19 protein-coding genes and 1 riboswitch are annotated in these 20109 nt (G+C 62.4%); of the genes, 12 read left to right on the plus strand and 7 right to left on the minus strand.

Features of this window, described 5'->3' with window-relative positions; translation table 11 throughout:
* The first annotated feature begins 81 nt into the window (after window positions 1-81).
* Complete coding sequence (locus tag VWY34_RS07065) at window positions 82-1059, plus strand: LysR family transcriptional regulator (protein WP_416535528.1); 978 nt, start codon at window positions 82-84, stop codon at window positions 1057-1059.
* An 87-nt stretch (window positions 1060-1146) separates the two neighbouring features.
* On the opposite strand, the gene uraH is transcribed toward VWY34_RS07065, so the two are convergent.
* A complete protein-coding gene (uraH, locus tag VWY34_RS07070) occupies window positions 1147-1518 on the minus strand; it encodes a hydroxyisourate hydrolase (RefSeq protein ID WP_340544551.1) in 372 nt (123 codons plus the stop codon).
* A gap of 155 nt (window positions 1519-1673) precedes the next feature.
* Here uraH and puuE point away from each other — a divergent pair, with 155 nt between their 5' ends.
* From puuE to VWY34_RS07085, 3 genes are all read left to right on the plus strand, one after another.
* A complete protein-coding gene (gene puuE / locus VWY34_RS07075; RefSeq protein ID WP_416544804.1) occupies window positions 1674-3089 on the plus strand; it encodes an allantoinase PuuE in 1416 nt (471 codons plus the stop codon).
* Between the two features lie 28 nt (window positions 3090-3117).
* A complete protein-coding gene (locus VWY34_RS07080) occupies window positions 3118-3603 on the plus strand; it encodes an ureidoglycolate lyase (protein WP_340546280.1) in 486 nt (161 codons plus the stop codon).
* A gap of 136 nt (window positions 3604-3739) precedes the next feature.
* On the plus strand, window positions 3740-5167 hold the full coding sequence (locus VWY34_RS07085; RefSeq protein WP_340544553.1) for a uracil-xanthine permease family protein: 1428 nt from the start codon (window positions 3740-3742) through the stop codon (window positions 5165-5167).
* An 85-nt stretch (window positions 5168-5252) separates the two neighbouring features.
* Here VWY34_RS07085 and VWY34_RS07090 read toward each other — a convergent pair whose 3' ends face one another.
* The 4 genes from VWY34_RS07090 to VWY34_RS07105 form a co-directional block, all read right to left on the minus strand.
* The gene (locus VWY34_RS07090; RefSeq protein WP_416544805.1) at window positions 5253-6242 is read right to left on the minus strand and encodes a type I glyceraldehyde-3-phosphate dehydrogenase; all 990 of its coding nucleotides are present in this window, start codon (window positions 6240-6242) and stop codon (window positions 5253-5255) included.
* Between the two features lie 145 nt (window positions 6243-6387).
* On the minus strand, window positions 6388-6873 hold the full coding sequence (locus tag VWY34_RS07095) for a hypothetical protein (RefSeq protein WP_416544806.1): 486 nt from the start codon (window positions 6871-6873) through the stop codon (window positions 6388-6390).
* A 117-nt stretch (window positions 6874-6990) separates the two neighbouring features.
* The gene (locus VWY34_RS07100; RefSeq protein WP_416540623.1) at window positions 6991-7821 is read right to left on the minus strand and encodes a bifunctional allantoicase/(S)-ureidoglycine aminohydrolase; all 831 of its coding nucleotides are present in this window, start codon (window positions 7819-7821) and stop codon (window positions 6991-6993) included.
* 114 nt (window positions 7822-7935) lie between these two features.
* Window positions 7936-8706: an IclR family transcriptional regulator gene (locus VWY34_RS07105; protein ID WP_340544559.1), complete on the minus strand. Its 771-nt coding sequence runs from the start codon at window positions 8704-8706 to the stop codon at window positions 7936-7938.
* 406 nt (window positions 8707-9112) lie between these two features.
* Here VWY34_RS07105 and VWY34_RS07110 point away from each other — a divergent pair, with 406 nt between their 5' ends.
* The 8 genes from VWY34_RS07110 to queF all read left to right on the plus strand — a co-directional run bounded on the left by VWY34_RS07110 (window position 9113) and on the right by queF (window position 18425).
* A complete protein-coding gene (locus VWY34_RS07110) occupies window positions 9113-10564 on the plus strand; it encodes a glutamine synthetase family protein (RefSeq protein ID WP_416540622.1) in 1452 nt (483 codons plus the stop codon).
* A 223-nt stretch (window positions 10565-10787) separates the two neighbouring features.
* Window positions 10788-10868, plus strand: a riboswitch (glycine riboswitch).
* Window positions 10869-11163: 295 nt separating this feature from the next.
* Window positions 11164-11526 (plus strand): glycine cleavage system protein GcvH, encoded by a 363-nt coding sequence (gene gcvH / locus VWY34_RS07115; protein ID WP_340544561.1) that lies wholly within the window; start codon window positions 11164-11166, stop codon window positions 11524-11526.
* Between the two features lie 142 nt (window positions 11527-11668).
* Window positions 11669-14518, plus strand: coding sequence for an aminomethyl-transferring glycine dehydrogenase (gene gcvP / locus VWY34_RS07120; protein ID WP_416544807.1), 2850 nt, complete (start codon window positions 11669-11671; stop codon window positions 14516-14518).
* Window positions 14519-14661: 143 nt separating this feature from the next.
* Window positions 14662-15900, plus strand: coding sequence for an acyl-CoA dehydrogenase family protein (locus tag VWY34_RS07125; protein WP_416544808.1), 1239 nt, complete (start codon window positions 14662-14664; stop codon window positions 15898-15900).
* A gap of 278 nt (window positions 15901-16178) precedes the next feature.
* On the plus strand, window positions 16179-16877 hold the full coding sequence (queC, locus tag VWY34_RS07130) for a 7-cyano-7-deazaguanine synthase QueC (RefSeq protein WP_416544809.1): 699 nt from the start codon (window positions 16179-16181) through the stop codon (window positions 16875-16877).
* The gene (queD, locus tag VWY34_RS07135; RefSeq protein WP_260075073.1) at window positions 16877-17230 is read left to right on the plus strand and encodes a 6-carboxytetrahydropterin synthase QueD; all 354 of its coding nucleotides are present in this window, start codon (window positions 16877-16879) and stop codon (window positions 17228-17230) included. Before queC ends, queD begins: the two co-directional genes overlap by 1 nt.
* Complete coding sequence (gene queE, locus VWY34_RS07140) at window positions 17227-17934, plus strand: 7-carboxy-7-deazaguanine synthase QueE (protein WP_340546281.1); 708 nt, start codon at window positions 17227-17229, stop codon at window positions 17932-17934. Before queD ends, queE begins: the two co-directional genes overlap by 4 nt.
* 26 nt (window positions 17935-17960) lie before the next feature.
* Window positions 17961-18425 carry a preQ(1) synthase gene (queF, locus tag VWY34_RS07145; RefSeq protein WP_340544567.1) on the plus strand — a complete coding sequence of 155 codons (465 nt, stop codon included), beginning with the start codon at window positions 17961-17963 and terminating at the stop codon, window positions 18423-18425.
* Between the two features lie 55 nt (window positions 18426-18480).
* Here queF and VWY34_RS07150 read toward each other — a convergent pair whose 3' ends face one another.
* Both VWY34_RS07150 and truA read right to left on the minus strand, forming a co-directional pair.
* Window positions 18481-19152 carry a PAS domain-containing protein gene (locus VWY34_RS07150; RefSeq protein ID WP_340544569.1) on the minus strand — a complete coding sequence of 224 codons (672 nt, stop codon included), beginning with the start codon at window positions 19150-19152 and terminating at the stop codon, window positions 18481-18483.
* Window positions 19153-19324: 172 nt separating this feature from the next.
* Window positions 19325-20098: a tRNA pseudouridine(38-40) synthase TruA gene (truA, locus tag VWY34_RS07155; RefSeq protein WP_416544810.1), complete on the minus strand. Its 774-nt coding sequence runs from the start codon at window positions 20096-20098 to the stop codon at window positions 19325-19327.
* Window positions 20099-20109 lie beyond the last annotated feature (11 nt).

Consider the following 20109-nt stretch of genomic DNA (forward strand, 5'->3'; position numbering starts at 1 on the left):
TAGGCAAAGCGGGGTTTCTTCGGTATTCCCATATACTGCCAAACTGTATCAAAAAATCTGGAACAATCGCAGGCCTCTGTCATGTCTTACCTCGACAATATCCGCACCTTCGTTCGGGTCTATGAACTGGGCTCGATGTCGGCCGCAGGGCGCGACCTCAGGGTGTCGCCTGCAGTCACCTCGGCGCGGATCTCGCAGCTGGAGGAATACCTCGGCGTGCGGCTGTTCCAGCGCACCACCCGCAATCTGACCGCAACCGAGCAGGGGCGTGCCTTCTATGACGGGGCGGTTGCGGTTTTGGATGCGGTGGATCTGGCGGAGGCCAGGGTGATGCATCTGACCGATACCCCGCGCGGCACCCTGTTTGTGGCGGCACCTCTGGGGCTGGGGCGGCGGCTGCTGGCGCCGCAGACGCCGGAATTCCTGGCCACCTACCCGGAGATCAACCTGCGTCTGCGGCTGTCGGACCGTGCGGTGGATCTGACCAGCGAGGGGCTGGATCTGGCATTCTTCCTGGGCCAGCCAGAGGACAGCAACCTGCGCATTCGCAAGATTGCGGATTGCCAGCGGGTGCTCTGCGCCGCGCCCGCCTATGTCGCGCGGCGCGGGTTGCCCGCAGATGGTGACGCGCTGCTGCGGGATGGGCATAATTGTCTGAACCTGCGCTACCCCGGCGCCAGCGAGTTTCAGTGGCTGTTGCAGACCGGCGATGGCCCGCGCCGTTTTGCGGTGAGCGGGCGCTACGAATGCGATGATGGCGATGTGCTGACCGATTGGGCGCTGGCAGGGGAGGGCGTGATCCTGAAACCCCTCTTCGAGGTTGCCGAGCATCTGGCGGCAGGACGTCTGGTGCCGGTCGCCGAGGCCACACCACCGGTGCCCGTCCAGCTGGCCTGTCTTTATACCCATCGCCGCCATCAGGATCCGAAGACCAGATTGTTCATGGAATATATGACCGCGCGGCTGGCCTCAGTGCTGCGTGTCGATGGGCTGCGTGTCGATGGCGCGCAACCGGGGCGTGCTGCCGACCCCGCGCAGGCAGGAACGCCCGAGACCTGAGCGACCCGCAGCAGCTCCCGCCCGCCCCGGCGCTCCTGTCGGAGCGCCGTGTCCGTTGGGCATGGCCGCGCCAGGGCGCGGCGGCGCTCAGCTGCCGCGATAGGTGGAATAGCCGAAAGGCGACAGCAGCAGGGGCACGTGGTAATGCGCGCTCTCATCGGTGATGCCAAAGCGGATCGGAATTTCGTCCAGAAACAGCATCTCGCCGGAGGCCTGGCCGTTGGTGCGCAGGTATTCCCCGGCCTCGAACACCAGCTCGTAGAGACCGGTCACAAAATCCTTCTTCGGCAGGATCGGACTGTCGGTCCGCCCATCGGCATTTGTCAGCATCTGCGCGATCTCGGTGCGCCCGCCTGCATCCAGCCGGTACAGCCGGATCGGCAGTCCGGCGGCGGGGCAGCCGCGCGCGGTGTCCAGCACATGTGTGGTGAGATACCCGGGCTCTGTCCTTGTGCTCATTCTTAAGTCCTCCTGCTATGGGGCTACCTCTGCCTGATGGCGGCGGGGCCTGCAAACCTGTGCAATCTGATAGTGTATTCGGGAAAATTTGAAAGATAGCCGTGATCTTCTGCCATAGTAATGACCTGGAGTTGTTTGAAAAGAGGCCCCCGGCAATGAACAGATACCCCCGCAACATGATCGGATATGGCGCGACGCCGCCCGATGCAGCCTGGCCCGGCAATGCCAAGGTCGCGGTGCAGTTCGTGTTGAACTATGAAGAGGGCGGGGAGAATAATATCCTGCATGGCGATGCGGGATCGGAGGCGTTTCTGTCTGACATCGCCGGGGCGGCGCCCTGGCCAGGACAGCGGCACTGGAACATGGAATCGATCTACGATTACGGCGCCCGCACCGGGTTCTGGCGGCTGCATCGCATGTTCACCGCTGCGGATATCCCGGTCACCATCTATGGTGTTGCCAGCGCATTGGCGCGCTCTCCCGAACAGGTCGCGGCGATGAAGGCTGCGCAGTGGGAGATCGCGTCACACGGGCTGAAATGGGTCGAACACAAGGATATGGCAGAGGCCGACGAACGCGCCGCCATTGCCGAGGCGATCCGCCTGCATACCGAGGTGGTCGGAGAGCGTCCGCGTGGCTGGTACACTGGCCGGTGCAGTGAGAACACCGTGCGTCTGGTGGCGGAGGAGGGCGGTTTTGACTATATCTCGGACACCTACGACGATGATCTGCCCTATTGGCTGGAGGTCGGCGAACGCGATCAGCTGATCATCCCCTATACGCTGGAAGCCAACGACATGCGCTTTGCCACCGCACCCGGCTACATCACTGGCGAACAGTTTTATCAGTATCTCAAGGACGCCTTTGACCTGCTCTATGCCGAGGGTGAAGAAGGTGCGCCGAAAATGATGTCGATCGGGCTGCATTGCCGCCTGATCGGCCGCCCCGGCAAGGCAGCGGGGCTGAAACGGTTTATCGACTATATCCGGGGGGTCGACGGGGTCTGGTGTCCGCGCCGCATTGATATCGCGGATCATTGGGCGAAAACCCATCCACATCAGCGCCGTGAACGCCCCAGCCAGATGAGCCGCGCGCGATTTGTCGAGGCCTATGGCGGGATCTTTGAACACTCCCCCTGGATTGCCGAACGGGCGCATGGTCTGGAACTGGGACCAGCCCATGACCGCGCGGCAGGGCTGCATAATGCGCTGTGCCGGATGTTCCGCTCTGCCAGCGAGGCGGAGCGGTTGGGCGTGCTGACAGCGCACCCGGATCTCGCAGGCAAGCTGGCCGCCGCCAAACGTCTCACGGCGGAGAGCACCAGCGAGCAGGCCTCCGCCGGGCTGGATGCGCTGACTGATGCGGAACGCACACGGTTTACGCAATTGAACAGCGCCTATGTGGAAAAACACGGCTTTCCCTTCATCATTGCGGTGCGCGACCACGATAAGACGTCGATTCTTGCAGCATTTGAACGGCGTATCGCCAATGATCGCGACAGCGAATTTGCCGAAGCCTGTCGGCAGGTCGAACGTATCGCCGAGTTCCGCCTGCGGGATGTGCTGCCGTGAGGGACTGCCAGCTATGCCGGAGACCGCGATGAAGATGCTTGAGATCCAGCCGATCACAGCCGAGGGCTTTGCCCCCTTTGGCGATCTGATCGACTGCACCGGAGCGCCGGACAAGATCATCAACCAGGGGCTCTGCGGACGGTATCACGATCGGGCCACCATGGAGTTCAGCGCCGGTCGTGCGGGTCTCAGCCTGTTCAACGCCGAGCCGCGTGAACTGCCGATGCCACTGCGGATGGTCGAGCGCCACCCGGACGGCAGTCAGGCCTTCATCCCGATGAGTGAAACCGGATTTCTGGTGATCGTCGCCCCGGATCGCGGTGGTGTGCCGGGACTGCCGCTTGCCTTTGAAACGCAACCCGGACAGGCGATCAACTTCCACCGGGGCACTTGGCACGGGGTGCTGACGCCCCTGACGGCGCCGGGCCTGTTTGCCGTGGTGGATCGGATCGGAGAGGGCGCCAATCTGGAAGAACACTGGTTTGAAAGCCCCTATCAGGTGATCCGACCCTGATCTGACAATCAAAGGCGCAGCGACCCAGCGGGTCTTGCGCCTTTTTCTTTCGCAACAGGCACTCCGCCAAATGAGAGTGTCATCACAACACCGACCAAGACCAACAGAATAAGCAACAACAGAGAGGACCAGATCCATGGCCGATGGCTCAATCGGAACGCCGGCGCAGCTGCGCGATCCCAATTACACTCCACCGCTGGCAAAGGCTGTGCCACTGGGCATCCAGCATGTGCTGGCCATGTTTGTCTCAAATGTCACCCCGGCGATCATCGTGGCCGGGGCGGCGGGATTTGGCTTTGGCTCTAATTCCCCCGATTTTCCCGAACTGCTCTATCTGATCCAGATGTCGATGCTGTTTGCCGGGGCGGCGACGCTGCTGCAGACACTGACCATCGGGCCGATTGGTGCGGCGCTGCCGATTGTGCAGGGCACCAGTTTTGCCTTCTTGCCGATCATGATCCCGCTGGTCGCGGGCAAGGGGGTTGATGCGCTGGCGGCGCTATTCGGCGGGGTGCTGATCGGCGGGCTGTTTCATGCCGCATTGGGGCTGGTGATCGGGCGTATCCGCTTTGCCCTGCCGCCGCTGGTCACCGGGCTGGTGGTCACGATGATCGGTCTGGCGCTGGTCAAGGTCGGCATTCAATATGCCGCCGGAGGCGTGCCAGCGATCGGGACACCGGAATATGGCTCGCTGCTGAACTGGTCGGCAGCGCTGGTGGTGATCATCGTCACCCTGGGTCTGAAGTTCTTTGCCCGCGGGATGCTGTCGATCTCGGCGGTGCTGCTCGGGCTGATTGTCGGCTATCTCTATGCGATGATGATGGGCATGGTCACGGTCGAGGCCATTGGCACCAGCTGGTCGCGCGCCAGCGCCTTTGCGCTGCCGATGCCGTTCAAATACGGGATCGAGTTTTCCTTTGCCGCGATTGTCGGGTTTTGCCTGATGGGGCTGGTATCGGCGGTTGAAACCGTGGGCGATGTCAGCGGTATCGCCCGTGGCGGTGCAGGCCGGGAAGCCACCGACAAGGAGATCTCCGGTGCCACCTATGCGGACGGTTTCGGCTCGGCGCTGGCGGGCGTGTTTGGCGGGTTGCCCAATACCTCCTTCAGCCAGAACGTGGGCCTGATCGCCATGACCGGCGTCATGAGCCGTCATGTGGTCACCATCGGCGCGCTGTTCCTGATCCTCTGCGGGCTGGTCCCGAAGGTTGGCGCGATCATCCGCACCATTCCGATTGAGGTGCTGGGAGGCGGTGTCATCGTCATGTTCGGCATGGTGGTGGCTGCTGGTATTTCGATGCTGTCGGATGTCGACTGGAACCGCCGCAATATGGTGATCTTTGCCATTTCCCTCTCCATCGGATTGGGGCTGCAGCTGGAACCGGGTGCGGTGCAGCACCTGCCGGATACGCTGCGGGTCCTGATGACCTCGGGCTTGCTGCCGGCGGCGCTCATTGCGGTTGTGCTCAATCTGGTGCTGCCGCAGGAGCTTGCCAGCGAGGCCACGGAAGAGGTCTCTGGCGGCCTGTCAGGACAGGGGCGCGGTAGCCTGCCGGGCGAGTAACCGCAGCTCTTGAGTGTGCAACGAACAGGGGCCGCAGCAGATATGCGCGGCCCCTTTGTTCATGGTCGCAGACAGTCGCCTCTTTTCAGCTCTGCCCTGCCATCAGCGCGGCCATATCCAGCATTCGCGCGGAAAATCCCCATTCATTGTCATACCAGCCAAACACCCGCAGCTGGTGATTGCCGATCCGACGGGTTTCCGGCCCGGCCAGGACCAGCGATTCAGCTCGGGCACGCAGATCGGATGAGACCAGTGGCTGCTCGGTCCATCCCAGAACCTGCGAAGCCTCGATCGCAGTGCGCAGGGTGGCATCGGCGAAGTCTGCCGCCATCGGGCGGCTGGTCCTGACCACCAGATCCACCGCAGACACGCTGGCGGTTGGCACCCGCACCGCAGCACCACTGATGCGACCAGCCAGATGCGGCAGTACCTCGTCGATCAGATGGGTGGCAGAGGTCGTGGTCGGCACCATCGACAGCGCCCCGGCACGGGAGCGGGCAAAATCGCCGCGCGGTGCGTCCACCATCGGCTGCGAATTGGTGTAGCAGTGGATCGTGGTCATATGGGCGCTGTCGATGCCCAGCAGCATGTCCAGCAGCTTGACCAGCGGAGCCAGCCCGTTGGTGGTGCAGGAGGCATTGGAGATGATCGCGCCATCGCCCAGATCGGCCTCGTTTGCGCCCAGCACAATCGTGCGTTCGGCGGCGGGCGAGGGGCCGGAGATCAGCACCTTGCGCGCCCCGGCCGTCAGCCCCCGTCCCGCCACATCCGATGTTCGCGCGATGCCGGTGCATTCCAGCACCACATCGACGCCTGTCAGATCCAGCGTGCTGAGGTCGGCTGTCTGGTGGAACCGGATCACCCGGTCGGCAATCCGCAGGTTGTTGCCCTCGATCGCAACCGCATCGGGATAGGGGCCAAAGGTGCTATCGTATTGAAACAGATAGGCGCACATGTCCAAGGGTGCGATATCGTTGATGCAGACCAGCTCAATCCCGGCACCGCGCGGCGTCGTCAGGATCTGGCGCAGAATAGCGCGGCCGATGCGGCCGAATCCGTTGATTGCAAGTTTCATGGCCAAGCTATGACAGGGCGCGGCGCGCGGCTCAATCCGCTAGAGCGGCAATCCTGCTCCGGTTTCGGTCACAATTTCCCGCGCGGTGTTTCAAATCGACGCCTGTGCCGCGGGGCGGGGCCACGCGAACCACGGCGGAGTGCGTCTAGGGGCAGGCCAACTGTGCGAAATACGTCCCATTGATGGAGCGCACCATCGTCTCGACCCGGGCCCGGCACCCGGTTGCAGCGTGAAAGGCGCGCACGGCCTGCCGCGCTGTCAGTACCGCAGGCGGGCGAAACGGCTGTAGCTCCGCGTTCTGGCGCTGCGCCATGTAGCGTCCCGTCGCGCTGCCAGTGTTGCGACCTGTGTCTGTCACCTCCGGGGCCACATGCCAGCTGCGCCCCAGCACATTGACCACGGTCACCTGTGCCTCCGATTCGGTGCCAGCATCAGCCGGACCCGGCAGGGTGAGCAGCAACGGTCCCGTCACCACGGCAAAGGCGATGCCAGTCATCTTGCGGCCAGCGGCCCTGCGCGGGGCGGCAGCGGCGGCGATGGTTGCCGGACGACCCGCACGGGTGCTCAGCACCGCCAGCAGGCTCATCAGCCCCAGCGCAAGACCTGTGAACACGATAGATATGATCGACATTGGCGCAGGCTCCATGGCTGACCTCGCGGGGCGAGATCGACCCGCGAGACTGTCTTGCAACATGTCACCTACCTTAGCGCAGCTGTGCGTTCTGGCAATGGCGATGCGCCGCCTTGGTTAGCGCGGCGGGCTTAGTGGCATGTGCCGGTTGACGTCCTTGTATAGCAGGTAACGGAAGCGTCCCGGTCCCCCGGCATAGCAGGCCTGCGGGCAGAAGGCGCGCAGCCACATGAAATCACCGGCCTCAACTTCGACCCAATCCTGGTTAAGGCGGTAGACGGCCTTGCCCTCCAGAACATAGAGCCCGTGTTCCATCACATGGGTCTCGGGGAAAGGGATGACGCCGCCCGGTTCAAAGGTCACGATAGTGACATGCATGTCATGCGACAGATCTGCCGGATCGACAAAACGGGTGGTGGCCCAGCGACCCTCGGTGTCGGGCATGACGCTGGGGGCAATGTCGCGCTCGTTGGTGACCAGAACTGCGGGTTTCTCGACGCCGGGCGCCGGTTCCCAGCGTTTGCGGATCCAGTGAAACCCTGCTGTGCTGTCGCTGCTGTTGTGCAGGGTCCAGGCCGCCCCGGCCGGGATATAGGCATAGCCGCCCGGTTCCAGGTGATGCGCGACGCCATCGACGGTCAGATCCAGCTTGCCCTCCGTCACGAACAGCACGGATTGCGCGGCGCTGTCATGTTCGGGGCTGTCGGAGCCGCCACCCGGTTGCAGCTCAACGATATATTGCGAGAACGTCTCGGCAAAGCCACTCAGGGGGCGGGCGATGACCCACATCCGCATCCCCTGCCAGCCCGGCAGATATGAGGTGGTGATATCGCGCATTGTTCCCTTGGGGATGACGGCATAGGCATCGGTGAACATGGCGCGGTCGGTCAGCAGCTGCTCCTGACCGGGGTGGCCTCCCTTGGGGGTGAAATAACGCGGCGCGGTCATCGGCGATCCTTTCGTGATGGGTGCCGTATTTATGCGGGCTTGCCGATGGGGGTCCAAGAGGGGCGCTGCGGATAACATCCTTCGCGAAATTTTGAATATCGGATGCGGGCAGCGTTACAGATCTGCCAGCGCCTGGCTCTGGCGCAGCTCCGCCGCGCAGAGCTGCAACGCGCGCAGCGAGATTTCGGTGTCCTGTGCCGGGTTCATCCCCCGCGGGGACGAACTGCCAACCACGATAGGCCGTTGATCGGGGCGCGAGACCGGCACGGCGTAACCGATGATCCCGGTTTCGAACTCACTGTCGGTCACCGCATAGCCCCGCTGCCGCGCGGTGCGCACCCGGTCGAGGATTTGATCCACCTCGGTCAGGGATTGCTCGGTGTGGCGGGGGATATCCGCCGTCGCCAACGTTTCGGCAGCCGCGTCGTCCGACAGGCAGCCCATCAGCATCCGCCCCAGGCTGGTATGGACCAGCGGGATATGAGCGCCGGCGGTAAACCCATAGGTGACCGGTGCATGTTCGACCGTGGATTGCGCCAGCAGCAACACCCGCCCCTGATCCAGCGTCGCAAGCGTAATCTCAGCGCCAAGGCTGCGGGCATGACGGTTCAGCACCGGCTGCACCTTGCGGCCAAACTGATTGGCCTGAAGAAACCCGCCGGACAGCGCCAGCACCTGCGGCGTCAGCGACAGGACCCGGCCCTGCTGGCGCAGATACCCGGCCTGTACAAGCGTCAGCGCCCCGCGTCGCGCCGTGGCACGATCCTGACCGGTGCGCCGTGCGATATCTGCCAGCGTCAGCGTCGGAGTAGCCGCGTCAAACGCCGCCAGAACAGCCAGCCCCTTGGCAAAGCTTGAGGAAATATTACGGTCTTGTTCACTCATCTTCTCATCCAAAAAATACTTGTCAGCGCGCCTGCTTGCACCGGGGGAGGGGATCAAATGGATCGTATCCCGGTAGCACCGACCGCAGATCGAACAAGGTACGGCCCGTGTCCGCATCGGTCTGAGACATCATCGGTGTTCTGTCGGTGCCCCTGCCTCCGTCACCCTGGGTTGTCTGTCAGTTTCAGTCTTCGGCCCTGCGCTGTGCCCTGCGTTCAATTCGCAGCTTTATGTGCCTCGCCTCTGATAAGAGACTGGACCTGAACTAGTTTTTTAGTTCAAGCTTAAATTATCCAGTTGCATAACAAAAACATTGCAAAGGGTGTGATATGGGGAAGACCGACGCAACGTCATGAGCGGCGGAGCACATATCGAAGGCGTGGACAGAAGAAGGTCAGATCACAAGATGACGACGTCACTCATCAAGGGGGCGCTTGCGCGCAAGGGGTTGCTGACAGAGCAGGCCTGTCACGCGGGCGAGGCGGTGCTGGCGCAATGCGAAGCGGCGCGCGTGGAAACCGTGCGCGTCCTCTTTGCCGATCAACACGGCATTCTGCGGGGTAAGACGCTGGTCGCCGCCGGTCTGAGGTCGCTGTTTGAGCAGGGAATCGCGGTGCCGTCGACACTGTTGCTGAAGGATACCGCCCATCGCACCGCCTTCCCGGTGTGGAGCGAAAACCCCGAGGAGGTTGTGACGCCGATGCAGGGCGCCAGCGATGTGCTGCTGGTGCCGCGCCCGGAGACCTTTCGCGTGCTGCCATGGTCCCCACATTCGGCCTGGATCTTCTGTCATGTCGCGTTCCACGATGGCGACGTCGTCCCATTCGGATCGGCCTATGTGCTGGAACGGGCGGTGGAGACATTGGCAGAACAGGGGCTGAAGACCGTGGTCGGGCTGGAGGTTGAATTCCAGATCTTCGAACGTGTGGACCCGGCGCTGGGCCATGCGCAGCAGGGGATGCCCGGGGCTCCGATCGAAACCCGGAACCTCATTCAGGGCTACCAGTATCTCACCGAAACCCGCTACGGCGAGGCCGAGGCGATTCTGGACAGGTTGCGACGCAATGCGCAGGCGCTTGGCCTGCCGGTGCGCACTGTCGAGATCGAGATGGGTCCGAGCCAGTTCGAGTTCACCTTCGATCCGGCCGATCCGATGACGCAGGCGGACGCGATGGTGATGTTCCGCACCATGGTCAAGGAAGTCTGTGCCGCTCAGGGGTTACACGCCAGTTTCATGGCCAAGCCGCGGCAGGATCACGCGATGGCCAATGGCTGGCACATCCATCAGTCGCTGATAGATCCCAGCACCGGGCGCAATCTGTTCATGCCCGAGGTTGAGGGCGAGCTGACGGAAGAGGCCAGTGGCTGGATCGCCGGGCTGCTCGCCCATGCCGAGGCGGCCTCGCTGCTGGTTGCCCCTACGGTCAATAGCTACAAAAGGTATCTGCCATACCAGCTGGCGCCCAACCGGATACAATGGGGAGAGGACAATCGCGGCGCTATGCTGCGCGGCCTGATGCGCCCCGGCGACCTCTCCAGCCGGATCGAGAATCGCGCGCCCGACAGCAGTGCCAATCCTTATTTCGCGCTGGCCGCGCAGATCATCGCGGGCAGCGAGGGGCTGGCCTCCGGGCGACGCGCGCCGCCGCCCACGGCATCGCCCTATTCCGACGACGCGCAAAAGCTGCCGCGCTCGCTTGGACAGGCGTTGCAGGCCTTCAGCGGATCCGACCTGTTTCGCGTCGCTCTGGGAGGCGATGTGGTCGACTATCTCGCCCATCTGAAAGAGGTCGAATGGTCCCGCTATCTCGATACCGTCAGCGAATGGGAGCAGGCTGAATACTTTAACCTTTACTGATGTTTGCCCGGTTCCGGCAGGGCCGTAGCGCGGTCGGCCGGTGGTGCCTGATTGCGGCGGTTCAAATGCGTTCGATACCGCGATTGCAGCTTGAACGAGACATCCGTTATTGGTACCGTATACAGGCGTATGCGGGAGAACCATTGCAGCAGGAATTGCCTGCCGACACTGGTGCCGAAGGAGCAACCGCCCCGGAAACTCTCAGGCCAAAGGGACCGTAAACGTGACGTACTCTGGAGAGACCCTGATCACACCAGGGCGCCGAAGGGATAACGATCTCAGGCAAAGGGACAGAGGGGGCATCACATTGCGCAGGTTCTGCCTGCGTGACGATTGGATGCCGGGACCATGCCATCATTCCTGATCGGACCGGCCCTGAACTCATGGGATGGATCGGCATGACTGCTGAGACCAGGCAAATAGGAACGATACCGGCGCCAGTCGGGCTGGCCGGGGCAGTTCCCTGCGGGCGGTGCTTGGCTCCGGCGGCTCGTGCCATGCCCGTGATGCCGCAGATTTTGACACCCAAACCGCAGCCGTCCACCAGGGCGCGCTGCCATAAGCGCTGAGATCGGCGCGATCTCCAAAGGAAGAGACTGATGAAATACACCGAAGAACACGAATGGCTGCTGGCCGAGAGCGATGATCTGATCACGGTGGGCATCACAACCCACGCGGCAGAGCAGCTGGGCGATGTGGTCTTTGTGGAACTGCCCGAGGTCGGCACCGAAGTCTCCAAGGATGATGAAATCGTGGTCATCGAATCCGTAAAGGCAGCCTCCGATATCCTGGCGCCGCTGGACGGCGAGATCGTCGAGGTGAACGACGCCCTGATCGACAACCCCGGCAAGATCAACGAAGACCCTCAGGGCGACGCCTGGTTCTTCAAGATCAAGCCGTCCGATCTGTCCCCGATGGACGATTACATGGATGAAGCCGGCTACAAGGACTTCATCGGCTGATCCTTTCACCCCGCCTGCGCCCTTCCGCGCGGCGGGGTTTTTTGATCGGTGTTCCCGCACCTATCGCGGTGCCAATCCGCACCACCGGGCCAGCCCGCAGCATTCCGCTGCCTTAACCTCCTGTTGCTGAAGAGGGCGACACATGTCTTTTGAACCCACGGACTATCTGCCGTATGACTTTGCCAACCGCCGCCATATCGGCCCGTCTCCCGAAGAGATGGACGACATGCTTGCCGTGGTTGGCGCCGAGAGCCTGGATGCGCTGATTGACGAAACGGTGCCTGCCACCATCCGTCAGGCCGCCGCGCTGGAGTATGGCCGTCCTCTGTCGGAACGCGAGCTGCTGCATCACATGCGTGAGGTCGCAGGCAAGAACGTTCTGAAAACCTCGCTGATCGGGCAGGGCTACCACGGCACCGTGACCCCACCCGCCATTCAGCGCAATATTCTGGAAAATCCGGCCTGGTACACCGCCTACACGCCCTATCAGCCCGAAATCTCGCAGGGCCGTCTTGAGGCGCTGTTGAACTTCCAGACCATGATCTCGGATCTGACCGGCCTGGAAATCGCCAATGCCTCGCTTCTGGACGAGGCCACAGCCTGCGCTGAGGCAATGACCGTCGCGCAGCGGGTCGCCAAATCGAAGGCCAAGGCGTTTTTTGTCGACCGCGATTGTCACCCGCAGAACATTGCCGTGATCCAGACCCGCGCCGAGCCGCTGGGGATCGAGGTCATCGTCGGCAACCCTGACAAGCTGGAGGCGGATAAGGTCTTTGGCGCTATCTTCCAATACCCCGGCACCTACGGTCATGTGCGCGATTTCACCGACCACATCGCGCAGCTGCACGCGCATAAGGCCATCGGCATCGTTGCAGCCGACCCGCTGTCGCTGACCCTGCTGAAAGAGCCGGGCGCCATGGGTGCCGATATCGCTGTCGGCTCGACCCAGCGCTTTGGCGTGCCGGTGGGCGCAGGCGGTCCGCATGCGGCCTATATGGCGACCAAGGATGCTTACAAACGCTCGATCCCCGGCCGGATTGTCGGTGTCTCGGTTGATGCTCATGGCAACCGCGCCTATCGCCTGTCGCTACAGACCCGTGAACAGCACATCCGCCGCGAAAAGGCGACCTCCAACGTCTGTACTGCACAGGCTCTGCTGGCGGTGATGGCGTCGATGTACGCGGTCTTCCACGGCCCCAAGGGGCTGAAAGCCATCGCGCAGCGCATCCATCGCAAGACCGTGCGTCTGGCCCGTGGACTGGAAGGGGCAGGGTTCAGCGTTGATCCCCGATCCTTCTTCGACACGATCACCGTTGATGTGGGGCCGCTGCAATCGGCGGTGCTGAAATCGGCGGTGGACGAGGGGCTGAACCTGCGCCGCGTTGGCGAAACCCGCGTTGGTATCACATTGGATGAGGTCACCCGTTCTGAGACCATCGAAGCGGTCTGGCGCGCCTTTGGCATCCGACGCAAGGACGAAGACTTCACCCATGAATACCGCGTGCCGGAAAACATGCACCGCACGTCTGACTATCTGACGCATCCGATCTTCCACATGAACCGGGCCGAAACCGAGATGATGCGCTACATGCGCCGCCTCGCGGATCGCGATCTGGCGCTGGACCGGGCGATGATCCCGCTTGGCTCCTGCACGATGAAGCTCAATGCCGCCGCCGAGATGATGCCGCTCAGCTGGCCGGAGTTCGCCAATATCCACCCCTTTGCCCCTGCCGATCAGATGCAGGGCTATGCAGAGATGGTGCGCGATCTGTCCGAGAAACTGTGCCAGATCACCGGCTATGATGCGATCTCCATGCAGCCCAACTCTGGCGCGCAGGGGGAATACGCGGGCCTTCTGTCCATTGCGGCCTATCACCGTGCCAACGGTCAGGGCCACCGCAACATCTGTCTGATCCCGATGTCGGCCCATGGCACCAACCCGGCCTCTGCCCAGATGGTGGGGTGGAAGGTTGTCGTGGTGAAATCCGCAGATAACGGCGATATCGACCTCGAGGATTTCCGCGAAAAGGCGGAGAAACACGCCGAAAACCTTGCAGGCTGCATGATCACCTACCCCTCGACCCACGGCGTGTTCGAGGAAACCGTGCATGAGGTCTGCAAAATTACCCATGATCACGGCGGTCAGGTTTATATCGACGGTGCCAATATGAACGCCATGGTGGGCCTGTCCCGTCCCGGCGATCTGGGCGGCGATGTGAGCCACCTGAACCTGCACAAGACCTTTGCCATTCCCCACGGTGGTGGTGGCCCCGGCATGGGACCGATTGGCGTGAAGGCGCATCTGCAACCGCATCTGCCCGGCCACCCAGAAACCGGCGGTCAGGAAGGGCCGGTCTCGGCTGCGCCTTTCGGGTCGGCCTCTATCCTGACCATCAGCTGGGCCTATTGCCTGATGATGGGTGGTGCGGGCCTGACGCAGGCGACAAAGGTGGCGATCCTCAACGCCAACTACATCGCCAAACGTCTCGAAGGCGCCTATGACGTACTCTACAAGGGGCCGACAGGCCGCGTTGCGCATGAGTGTATTCTGGACACCCGCCCGTTTGAGGCCAGCGCGAACGTGACCGTGGACGATGTGGCCAAGCGACTGATCGACAGCGGTTTCCACGCACCCACCATGTCCTGGCCCGTCGCGGGCACCCTGATGGTGGAACCCACCGAGTCCGAGACCAAGGCCGAGCTGGACCGCTTCTGCGAGGCCATGCTGTCGATCCGCGAGGAAATCCGCGCAGTTGAGGCAGGCGAAATGGATGCGGAGAATAACGCATTGAAAAACGCGCCTCACACGATGGAAGATCTCGTTAAGGACTGGGATCGCCCCTATTCCCGCGAACAGGGCTGCTTCCCTCCGGGCGCGTTCCGGGTCGACAAATACTGGCCGCCGGTCAACCGCGTCGACAATGCTTACGGTGACCGCCATCTGGTCTGCACCTGCCCACCGATGGAAGACTACGCCGAGGCGGCAGAGTAACCACTTGCGAAACGGGCCCTTCGGGGCCCGTTTTTCTGTCCTGCGATGCCTATCCATCTGTGACGTCCCGTCACGCGGCTGGACAGCGGCACAACCCCCGCGCCATGCTGCCGCCAAGGGAAACAACACAAAGAGGCGCCGGGATGGACATGAACTTGGGTATGCGCAGCGAAAACCGCGCGCTTCTGGATCGGGTGGCGGCGATGATCCGCGACGAGATCATACCGATGGAGGCCGAGTATCACGCCGAGATCGGCAAGGGGGATCGCTGGCAATACACCGACCGGCAGGCCGAAATCCTCGAAGGCCTGAAAGCCAAGGCCAAGGCCGACGGCCTGTGGAATTTCTGGCTCACCGACAGTGACAAGGGCTTTGGCCTTTCGACCGTCGAATATGCTTACTTTGCTGAGGAAATGGGAAAAACCCCGCTGGGGGCAGAGGTCTTCAACTGCTCCGCGCCCGACACCGGCAATATGGAAGTGTTTGAGCGCTACGGCACCGAGGCGATGAAACAGCAATGGCTGGCGCCGCTCCTTCAGGGCGAGATCCGCTCGGCCTATCTGATGACGGAGCCGGATGTCGCCAGCTCGGACGCCACCAATATCGCCATGTCGTGCCTGCGCGACGGCGATGACTATGTGCTGAACGGCGAAAAATGGTGGGCCTCAGGGGCAGGGGATCCGCGCTGCAAGGTCTATATCGTCATGGTGCGCACCGGCGGCGACGAGCTGCCCAAACACAAGCGCCAGTCGATGATCGTGGTGCCTGCGGATGCACCGGGGATCGAGGTGCTGCGCCCGATGGAGGTCTACGGTCACGATGACGCCCCCCACGGCCATATGCATATCCGCTTCTCAGACGTGCGTGTGCCTGCTGAAAACATGCTGCTGGGCGAGGGGCGCGGATTTGAAATCGCGCAGGGCCGTCTTGGGCCGGGGCGCATTCACCATTGTATGCGCGCCATCGGCCAGGCCGAAAGCGCGCTGGAACAGCTCTGCCGCCGCTCGCTGCGCCGCGAGGCTTTTGGCAAGCCGCTGGCCCAGCTTGGCGCCAACTACGATATCATCGCCGAATGCCGGATGGAGATCGAAATGGCCCGGCTCCTCTGTCTCAAGGCGGCATGGTACATGGATCAGGGCGATGCACGCGCCGCAGCACCCTGGATCAGCCAGATCAAGGTGGTTGCCCCCCGTGTCGCGTTGAAGGTGATCGACGAGGCGGTGCAGATGCACGGAGGGCAGGGCATCAGCCAGGACACGCCGCTGGCGCAGGCCTGGACCCATGTGCGCACCCTGCGCCTTGCCGATGGGCCGGATGCGGTGCACCGCAGGCAGGTCGCCCGCGCCGAGCTGAAAGCCTACAGTCAGGAGAATCTGGGTTAACGCTTGCCCCCCCCAATCCGGGCTGAGCGGCGAGGCTCCGACCGAAAAAAAATAGGCCTCCAGAAATAGTCAGGCGCGCTCCCGGTGGAGGGCGCCTTTCTCATGTTAAGCCCAATCCGTTGAAAGAATGAGATTTCACCGCGTGAACCGGTCAGATCATCGGCTGATCTGACGTCGCGGAAAAATACTGTGGATATCTTGCCGTAGTTAACGGCAGTCGCTATACGCACGCCTTTCCGGTCGCAGCCTACCCGGATATCAAAACAAGGACTGAAAACTTGAAAACACTTGTCATCTGCTCGGGCGGATTGGATTCGGTATCCCTCGCCCATGTACTCGCTGCCGAAGGGCAGCTGTCGCGCCTGGTCTCGTTCGACTACGGACAGCGCCATCGCAAGGAACTCGACTATGCTGCCGCCTGCGCAGAGCGGCTCGGGGTTCCCCACGAGATCATTGATATGCGTTCGATCGGTGCCGCGCTCAGCGGCTCTGCCCTGACGGACGATATTGATGTGCCGGACGGCCACTACGCCGAAGAGACCATGAAGGTTACGGTGGTGCCCAACCGCAATGCCATCATGCTAACCATTGCCTACGGGATTGCCGCCGCCAAGGGCGACACGGCTGTGGCAACGGCGGTGCATGGCGGCGATCACTTCATTTACCCGGACTGCCGCCCGGCCTTCACCGATGCTTTTGACGCGATGCAGCGCATGGCGCTGGACGGCTATGCAGATGTGGCGCTGGTGACACCGTTCGTGCATCGCTCCAAAGGCGACATCGTCACCGCAGGTGCGGCGGTGAACACGCCCTTTGCCGAGACCTGGTCCTGCTACAAGGGTGGCGAACATCATTGCGGGCGCTGCGGCACCTGCGTTGAACGCCGTGAGGCCTTCGATCTGGCAGGCGTTGAGGATCCGACAGTCTACGCGGACCCCGATTTCTGGCGCACAGCCATCAAGGAAGGGGCCGCCTGATGTTCCGCATTACCAAGGAGTTCCACTTCTCCGCTTCACATCAGCTGACCCATCTTCCAGCCGATCACCAATGCGCGCGGCTGCATGGGCATAATTACATCGTCGTGGTCGAACTGGCCGGCGCCAAGCTGAACAGCGACGGTTTTGTCCGCGATTATCACGAGCTGGCACCGCTGAAGAATTACATCGACGGCAGCTTTGATCATCGCCATCTGAACGATGTGATGGACGGCCCCTCGACCGCCGAGAACATGGCCCGTCATTTCTACGAATGGTGTGTCGCGCGCTGGCCCGAAACCGCTGCGGTGCGGGTATCGGAGACGCCGAAAACATGGGCCGAGTACCGACCATGAGCCTGCGCATTGCCGAAATCTTCGGACCCACGATCCAGGGAGAAGGCGCCCTGATCGGGGAGCCAACCGTCTTTGTCCGCACTGGCGGCTGCGATTACCGATGCAGCTGGTGCGACAGTCTCCACGCGGTTGACAGCAAATACCGCGAGACCTGGATCCCGATGACCACCAGCGATGTCTGGGCAGAGGTCACGCAGCTCAGCGGCGGCCAGCCGCTGACCGTCTCGCTCTCGGGTGGCAACCCGGCCATTCAGGACTTTGCCGAGCTGATCGCACGGGGAAAGGCCGAGGGCTATCGCTTTGCCTGCGAGACGCAGGGCTCGATCAACCAGCCCTGGTTTGCCCAGCTGGACACGCTGGTGCTCAGCCCGAAACCGCCCTCCAGCGGCCATAAGGTGGATTGGCAGAAATTTGACCACTGCCTTCAGGCTGCAAAGGGGTGCGGGCAAACCGTGGTGAAGATCGTGATCTTCGACGACCGGGATTATGACTGGGCGCGGGCCGTTGCAAAACGCCTGCCGGACCTGCCGCTCTACCTGCAACCCGGCAACCCGGAGGTGGACCCGGATAAACCGGTGGATCTGACTGCCGCCACAGAACGTCTGCAATGGCTGATTGAAAAGGTAACCGGAGACCGCTGGTTTACCCCCCGTGTGCTGCCACAGCTTCATGTGCTGGTCTGGGGCAACAAACGCGGTGTCTAGGCCGAGAGACCTGAGGAGAAAAGAAGATGAGTGACGATATCTACAAGGATCTGAAACAGCTGGGCGGCGCGACCGTAATGCCCAGCAACCCCGACGAAGCAGAGCTGGAGCGGGTGCAGAACCCGCAGGCCGACGTCGCCTACAACGTGCGCTTCACCGCGCCGGAGTTCACATCACTCTGCCCGATGACCGGCCAGCCCGATTTTGCCCATCTGGTCATCGACTACGTGCCGGGCAAATGGCTGGTCGAGAGCAAATCGCTCAAGCTGTTTCTGGGCTCCTTCCGCAACCACGGCGCCTTCCACGAAGATTGCACCGTGTCCATTGCGCGTCGGCTGGCCGATTACCTTGAGCCGCAGTGGCTGCGGATCGGCGGCTATTGGTACCCGCGTGGCGGCATTCCGATTGATGTCTTCTGGCAGACCGGACCGCTGCCGGAGGGCGTCTGGATCCCGGATCAGGGCGTGCCGCCCTATCGCGGTCGCGGCTGAAAACGTCGCTCTGGCCGTCAGCCGACGGCCTGATCACTGAATGCGGGCCGGGTCGTCAGGCCTGGCTCGCCCGTGGTCCCAGCAACGGATCGCGGGCCATGGCGGCGGCATCGACATCCTGCGGCTCCGCTCCCAGAAGATTGCCGCGACGGCGATTGAAGTAGAGATCAATCCGGCTGTAGAGCGTGTTGCGGCGCATCTCCAGACAGCGCATCAGCGCCTTGCGGGCATAGTCCAGCAGCTCATCTTTCTGATCCTGAAGGCCAATCACTTCCTCGGCCCGGTTCGATCCACCATCGGCGGCTCTCTCTGCCTCAGCTTGCGGCGCGCCAGCATCCTCGCGGTTGGCCGTCGGCGGCGGTGATGATGACAGCTGCGGCGACAGCGGAAAGTGACAGCCCAGCAGGACCACATTGCCCGGTGAAACGGTGATCGGGTCGATATAGGTCAGACATTCAAAGGGCTCGCCCTCGGCATTGTAGTTCCACAGCGTTTGCGACCCGCGTCTGCACATATCGCGGGCGTGTTTCAGCAGGCTCACCGAACTTTCCTGAACCGCAGGGCCCTGGAACAGCGGACACGGCCGGTCGATCACATCCTGCGCCCGGTAACCCGTTGCCTGTTCAAAGGCCCGGTTGACAAAAACCAGCTCCAGCTCCTCGGCTTCGGGATTGATCAGCGACAGCGGCAACGTGGAATGCCGCAGCAAAGTACCAAGAAGTTCCATCTCTTTTTCCACGTCATCACCCACCGATTAAGCATATGATCTGTGACGAAACGCGTAACCGAACGGTTGGTTCCCGTAGGGCGCCAAAAAAACTGAAAAAATACGCCGCCCTCCGCAACAGCGGACCGCCGCTGCCGTGAAAGGTGATTTCTGATACTTTTACAGCAGTTTGTCAGGTTGCGGAGAAGGGGTCGTCAGGATATCCGACCCGCGCAAGATAGAGCCCATGCCCCGGGCAGACCGGTCCACAGGCGGCCCTGTCCGTCGCCTCAAGCGCAGATTTCACATCCTCAGGCGACCAGGCTCCGGCGCCGACCCGCTCCAGCGTGCCGACAAAACTGCGCACCTGATTGTGCAGGAACGACCGCGCCCGCACATGGAAATGGATCTCCGGCCCCGAAAAGCCCTGAACCCGCTCGACGCGCAGCTCGTCCAGCGTCTTGAGCGGGCTGGCCGCCTGGCAGATCGAGGAGCGAAACGTGGTGAAATCATGCTGGCCGATCAGATGGTGCGCGGCCTCCTGCATGGCGTCTGCATCCAGATCATGGCTCAGCTGCCAGACCTGTCCGGCGTCATGGGTGGCAGGCGCGCGGCGGATCAGGATGCGGAACAGATACTGCCGCTCAATGGCCGAGAACCGCGCGTGCCAATCGTCGTCCACACGGGCGCAATTCACAATCGCCACTGGCGCAGGCTTCAGATGGTAATTCAGCGCCTCGGACAGGCGGAAGGGATCCCAGTCCTTTTCCATGTCGCAATGGGCCACCTGACCCAGACCATGCACCCCGGTATCGGTGCGGCCTGCTGCGGCAATGGTATGGGGGCCGGGTTCGAGCCGCGCAAGCGCATCCTCGATCGCCCCCTGAACCGAGGGTTGATCCTTCTGGCGCTGCCACCCGGCAAAGGGTGCGCCGTGATATTCGACTTTCAAAGCAAAACGCGGCATGAGCGGGCAAG

It is taken from the genome of Phaeobacter sp. JH20_02 (assembly GCF_048056915.1).
Classification (GTDB): domain Bacteria; phylum Pseudomonadota; class Alphaproteobacteria; order Rhodobacterales; family Rhodobacteraceae; genus Phaeobacter; species Phaeobacter bryozoorum.

Excerpts from the sequence above, each read along its gene's own strand:
- VWY34_RS07065 (WP_416535528.1), top strand. The coding sequence starts at position 82 with ATGTCTTACCTCGACAATATCCGCACCTTCGTTCGGGTCTATGAACTG.
- uraH (WP_340544551.1), bottom strand. The coding sequence starts at position 1,518 with ATGAGCACAAGGACAGAGCCCGGGTATCTCACCACACATGTGCTGGAC.
- puuE (WP_416544804.1), top strand. The coding sequence starts at position 1,674 with ATGAACAGATACCCCCGCAACATGATCGGATATGGCGCGACGCCGCCC.
- VWY34_RS07080 (WP_340546280.1), top strand. The coding sequence starts at position 3,118 with ATGAAGATGCTTGAGATCCAGCCGATCACAGCCGAGGGCTTTGCCCCC.
- VWY34_RS07085 (WP_340544553.1), top strand. The coding sequence starts at position 3,740 with ATGGCCGATGGCTCAATCGGAACGCCGGCGCAGCTGCGCGATCCCAAT.
- VWY34_RS07090 (WP_416544805.1), bottom strand. The coding sequence starts at position 6,242 with ATGAAACTTGCAATCAACGGATTCGGCCGCATCGGCCGCGCTATTCTG.
- VWY34_RS07095 (WP_416544806.1), bottom strand. The coding sequence starts at position 6,873 with ATGTCGATCATATCTATCGTGTTCACAGGTCTTGCGCTGGGGCTGATG.
- VWY34_RS07100 (WP_416540623.1), bottom strand. The coding sequence starts at position 7,821 with ATGACCGCGCCGCGTTATTTCACCCCCAAGGGAGGCCACCCCGGTCAG.
- VWY34_RS07105 (WP_340544559.1), bottom strand. The coding sequence starts at position 8,706 with ATGAGTGAACAAGACCGTAATATTTCCTCAAGCTTTGCCAAGGGGCTG.
- VWY34_RS07110 (WP_416540622.1), top strand. The coding sequence starts at position 9,113 with ATGACGACGTCACTCATCAAGGGGGCGCTTGCGCGCAAGGGGTTGCTG.
- gcvH (WP_340544561.1), top strand. The coding sequence starts at position 11,164 with ATGAAATACACCGAAGAACACGAATGGCTGCTGGCCGAGAGCGATGAT.
- gcvP (WP_416544807.1), top strand. The coding sequence starts at position 11,669 with ATGTCTTTTGAACCCACGGACTATCTGCCGTATGACTTTGCCAACCGC.
- VWY34_RS07125 (WP_416544808.1), top strand. The coding sequence starts at position 14,662 with ATGGACATGAACTTGGGTATGCGCAGCGAAAACCGCGCGCTTCTGGAT.
- queD (WP_260075073.1), top strand. The coding sequence starts at position 16,877 with ATGTTCCGCATTACCAAGGAGTTCCACTTCTCCGCTTCACATCAGCTG.
- queE (WP_340546281.1), top strand. The coding sequence starts at position 17,227 with ATGAGCCTGCGCATTGCCGAAATCTTCGGACCCACGATCCAGGGAGAA.
- queF (WP_340544567.1), top strand. The coding sequence starts at position 17,961 with ATGAGTGACGATATCTACAAGGATCTGAAACAGCTGGGCGGCGCGACC.
- VWY34_RS07150 (WP_340544569.1), bottom strand. The coding sequence starts at position 19,152 with ATGGAACTTCTTGGTACTTTGCTGCGGCATTCCACGTTGCCGCTGTCG.
- truA (WP_416544810.1), bottom strand. The coding sequence starts at position 20,098 with ATGCCGCGTTTTGCTTTGAAAGTCGAATATCACGGCGCACCCTTTGCC.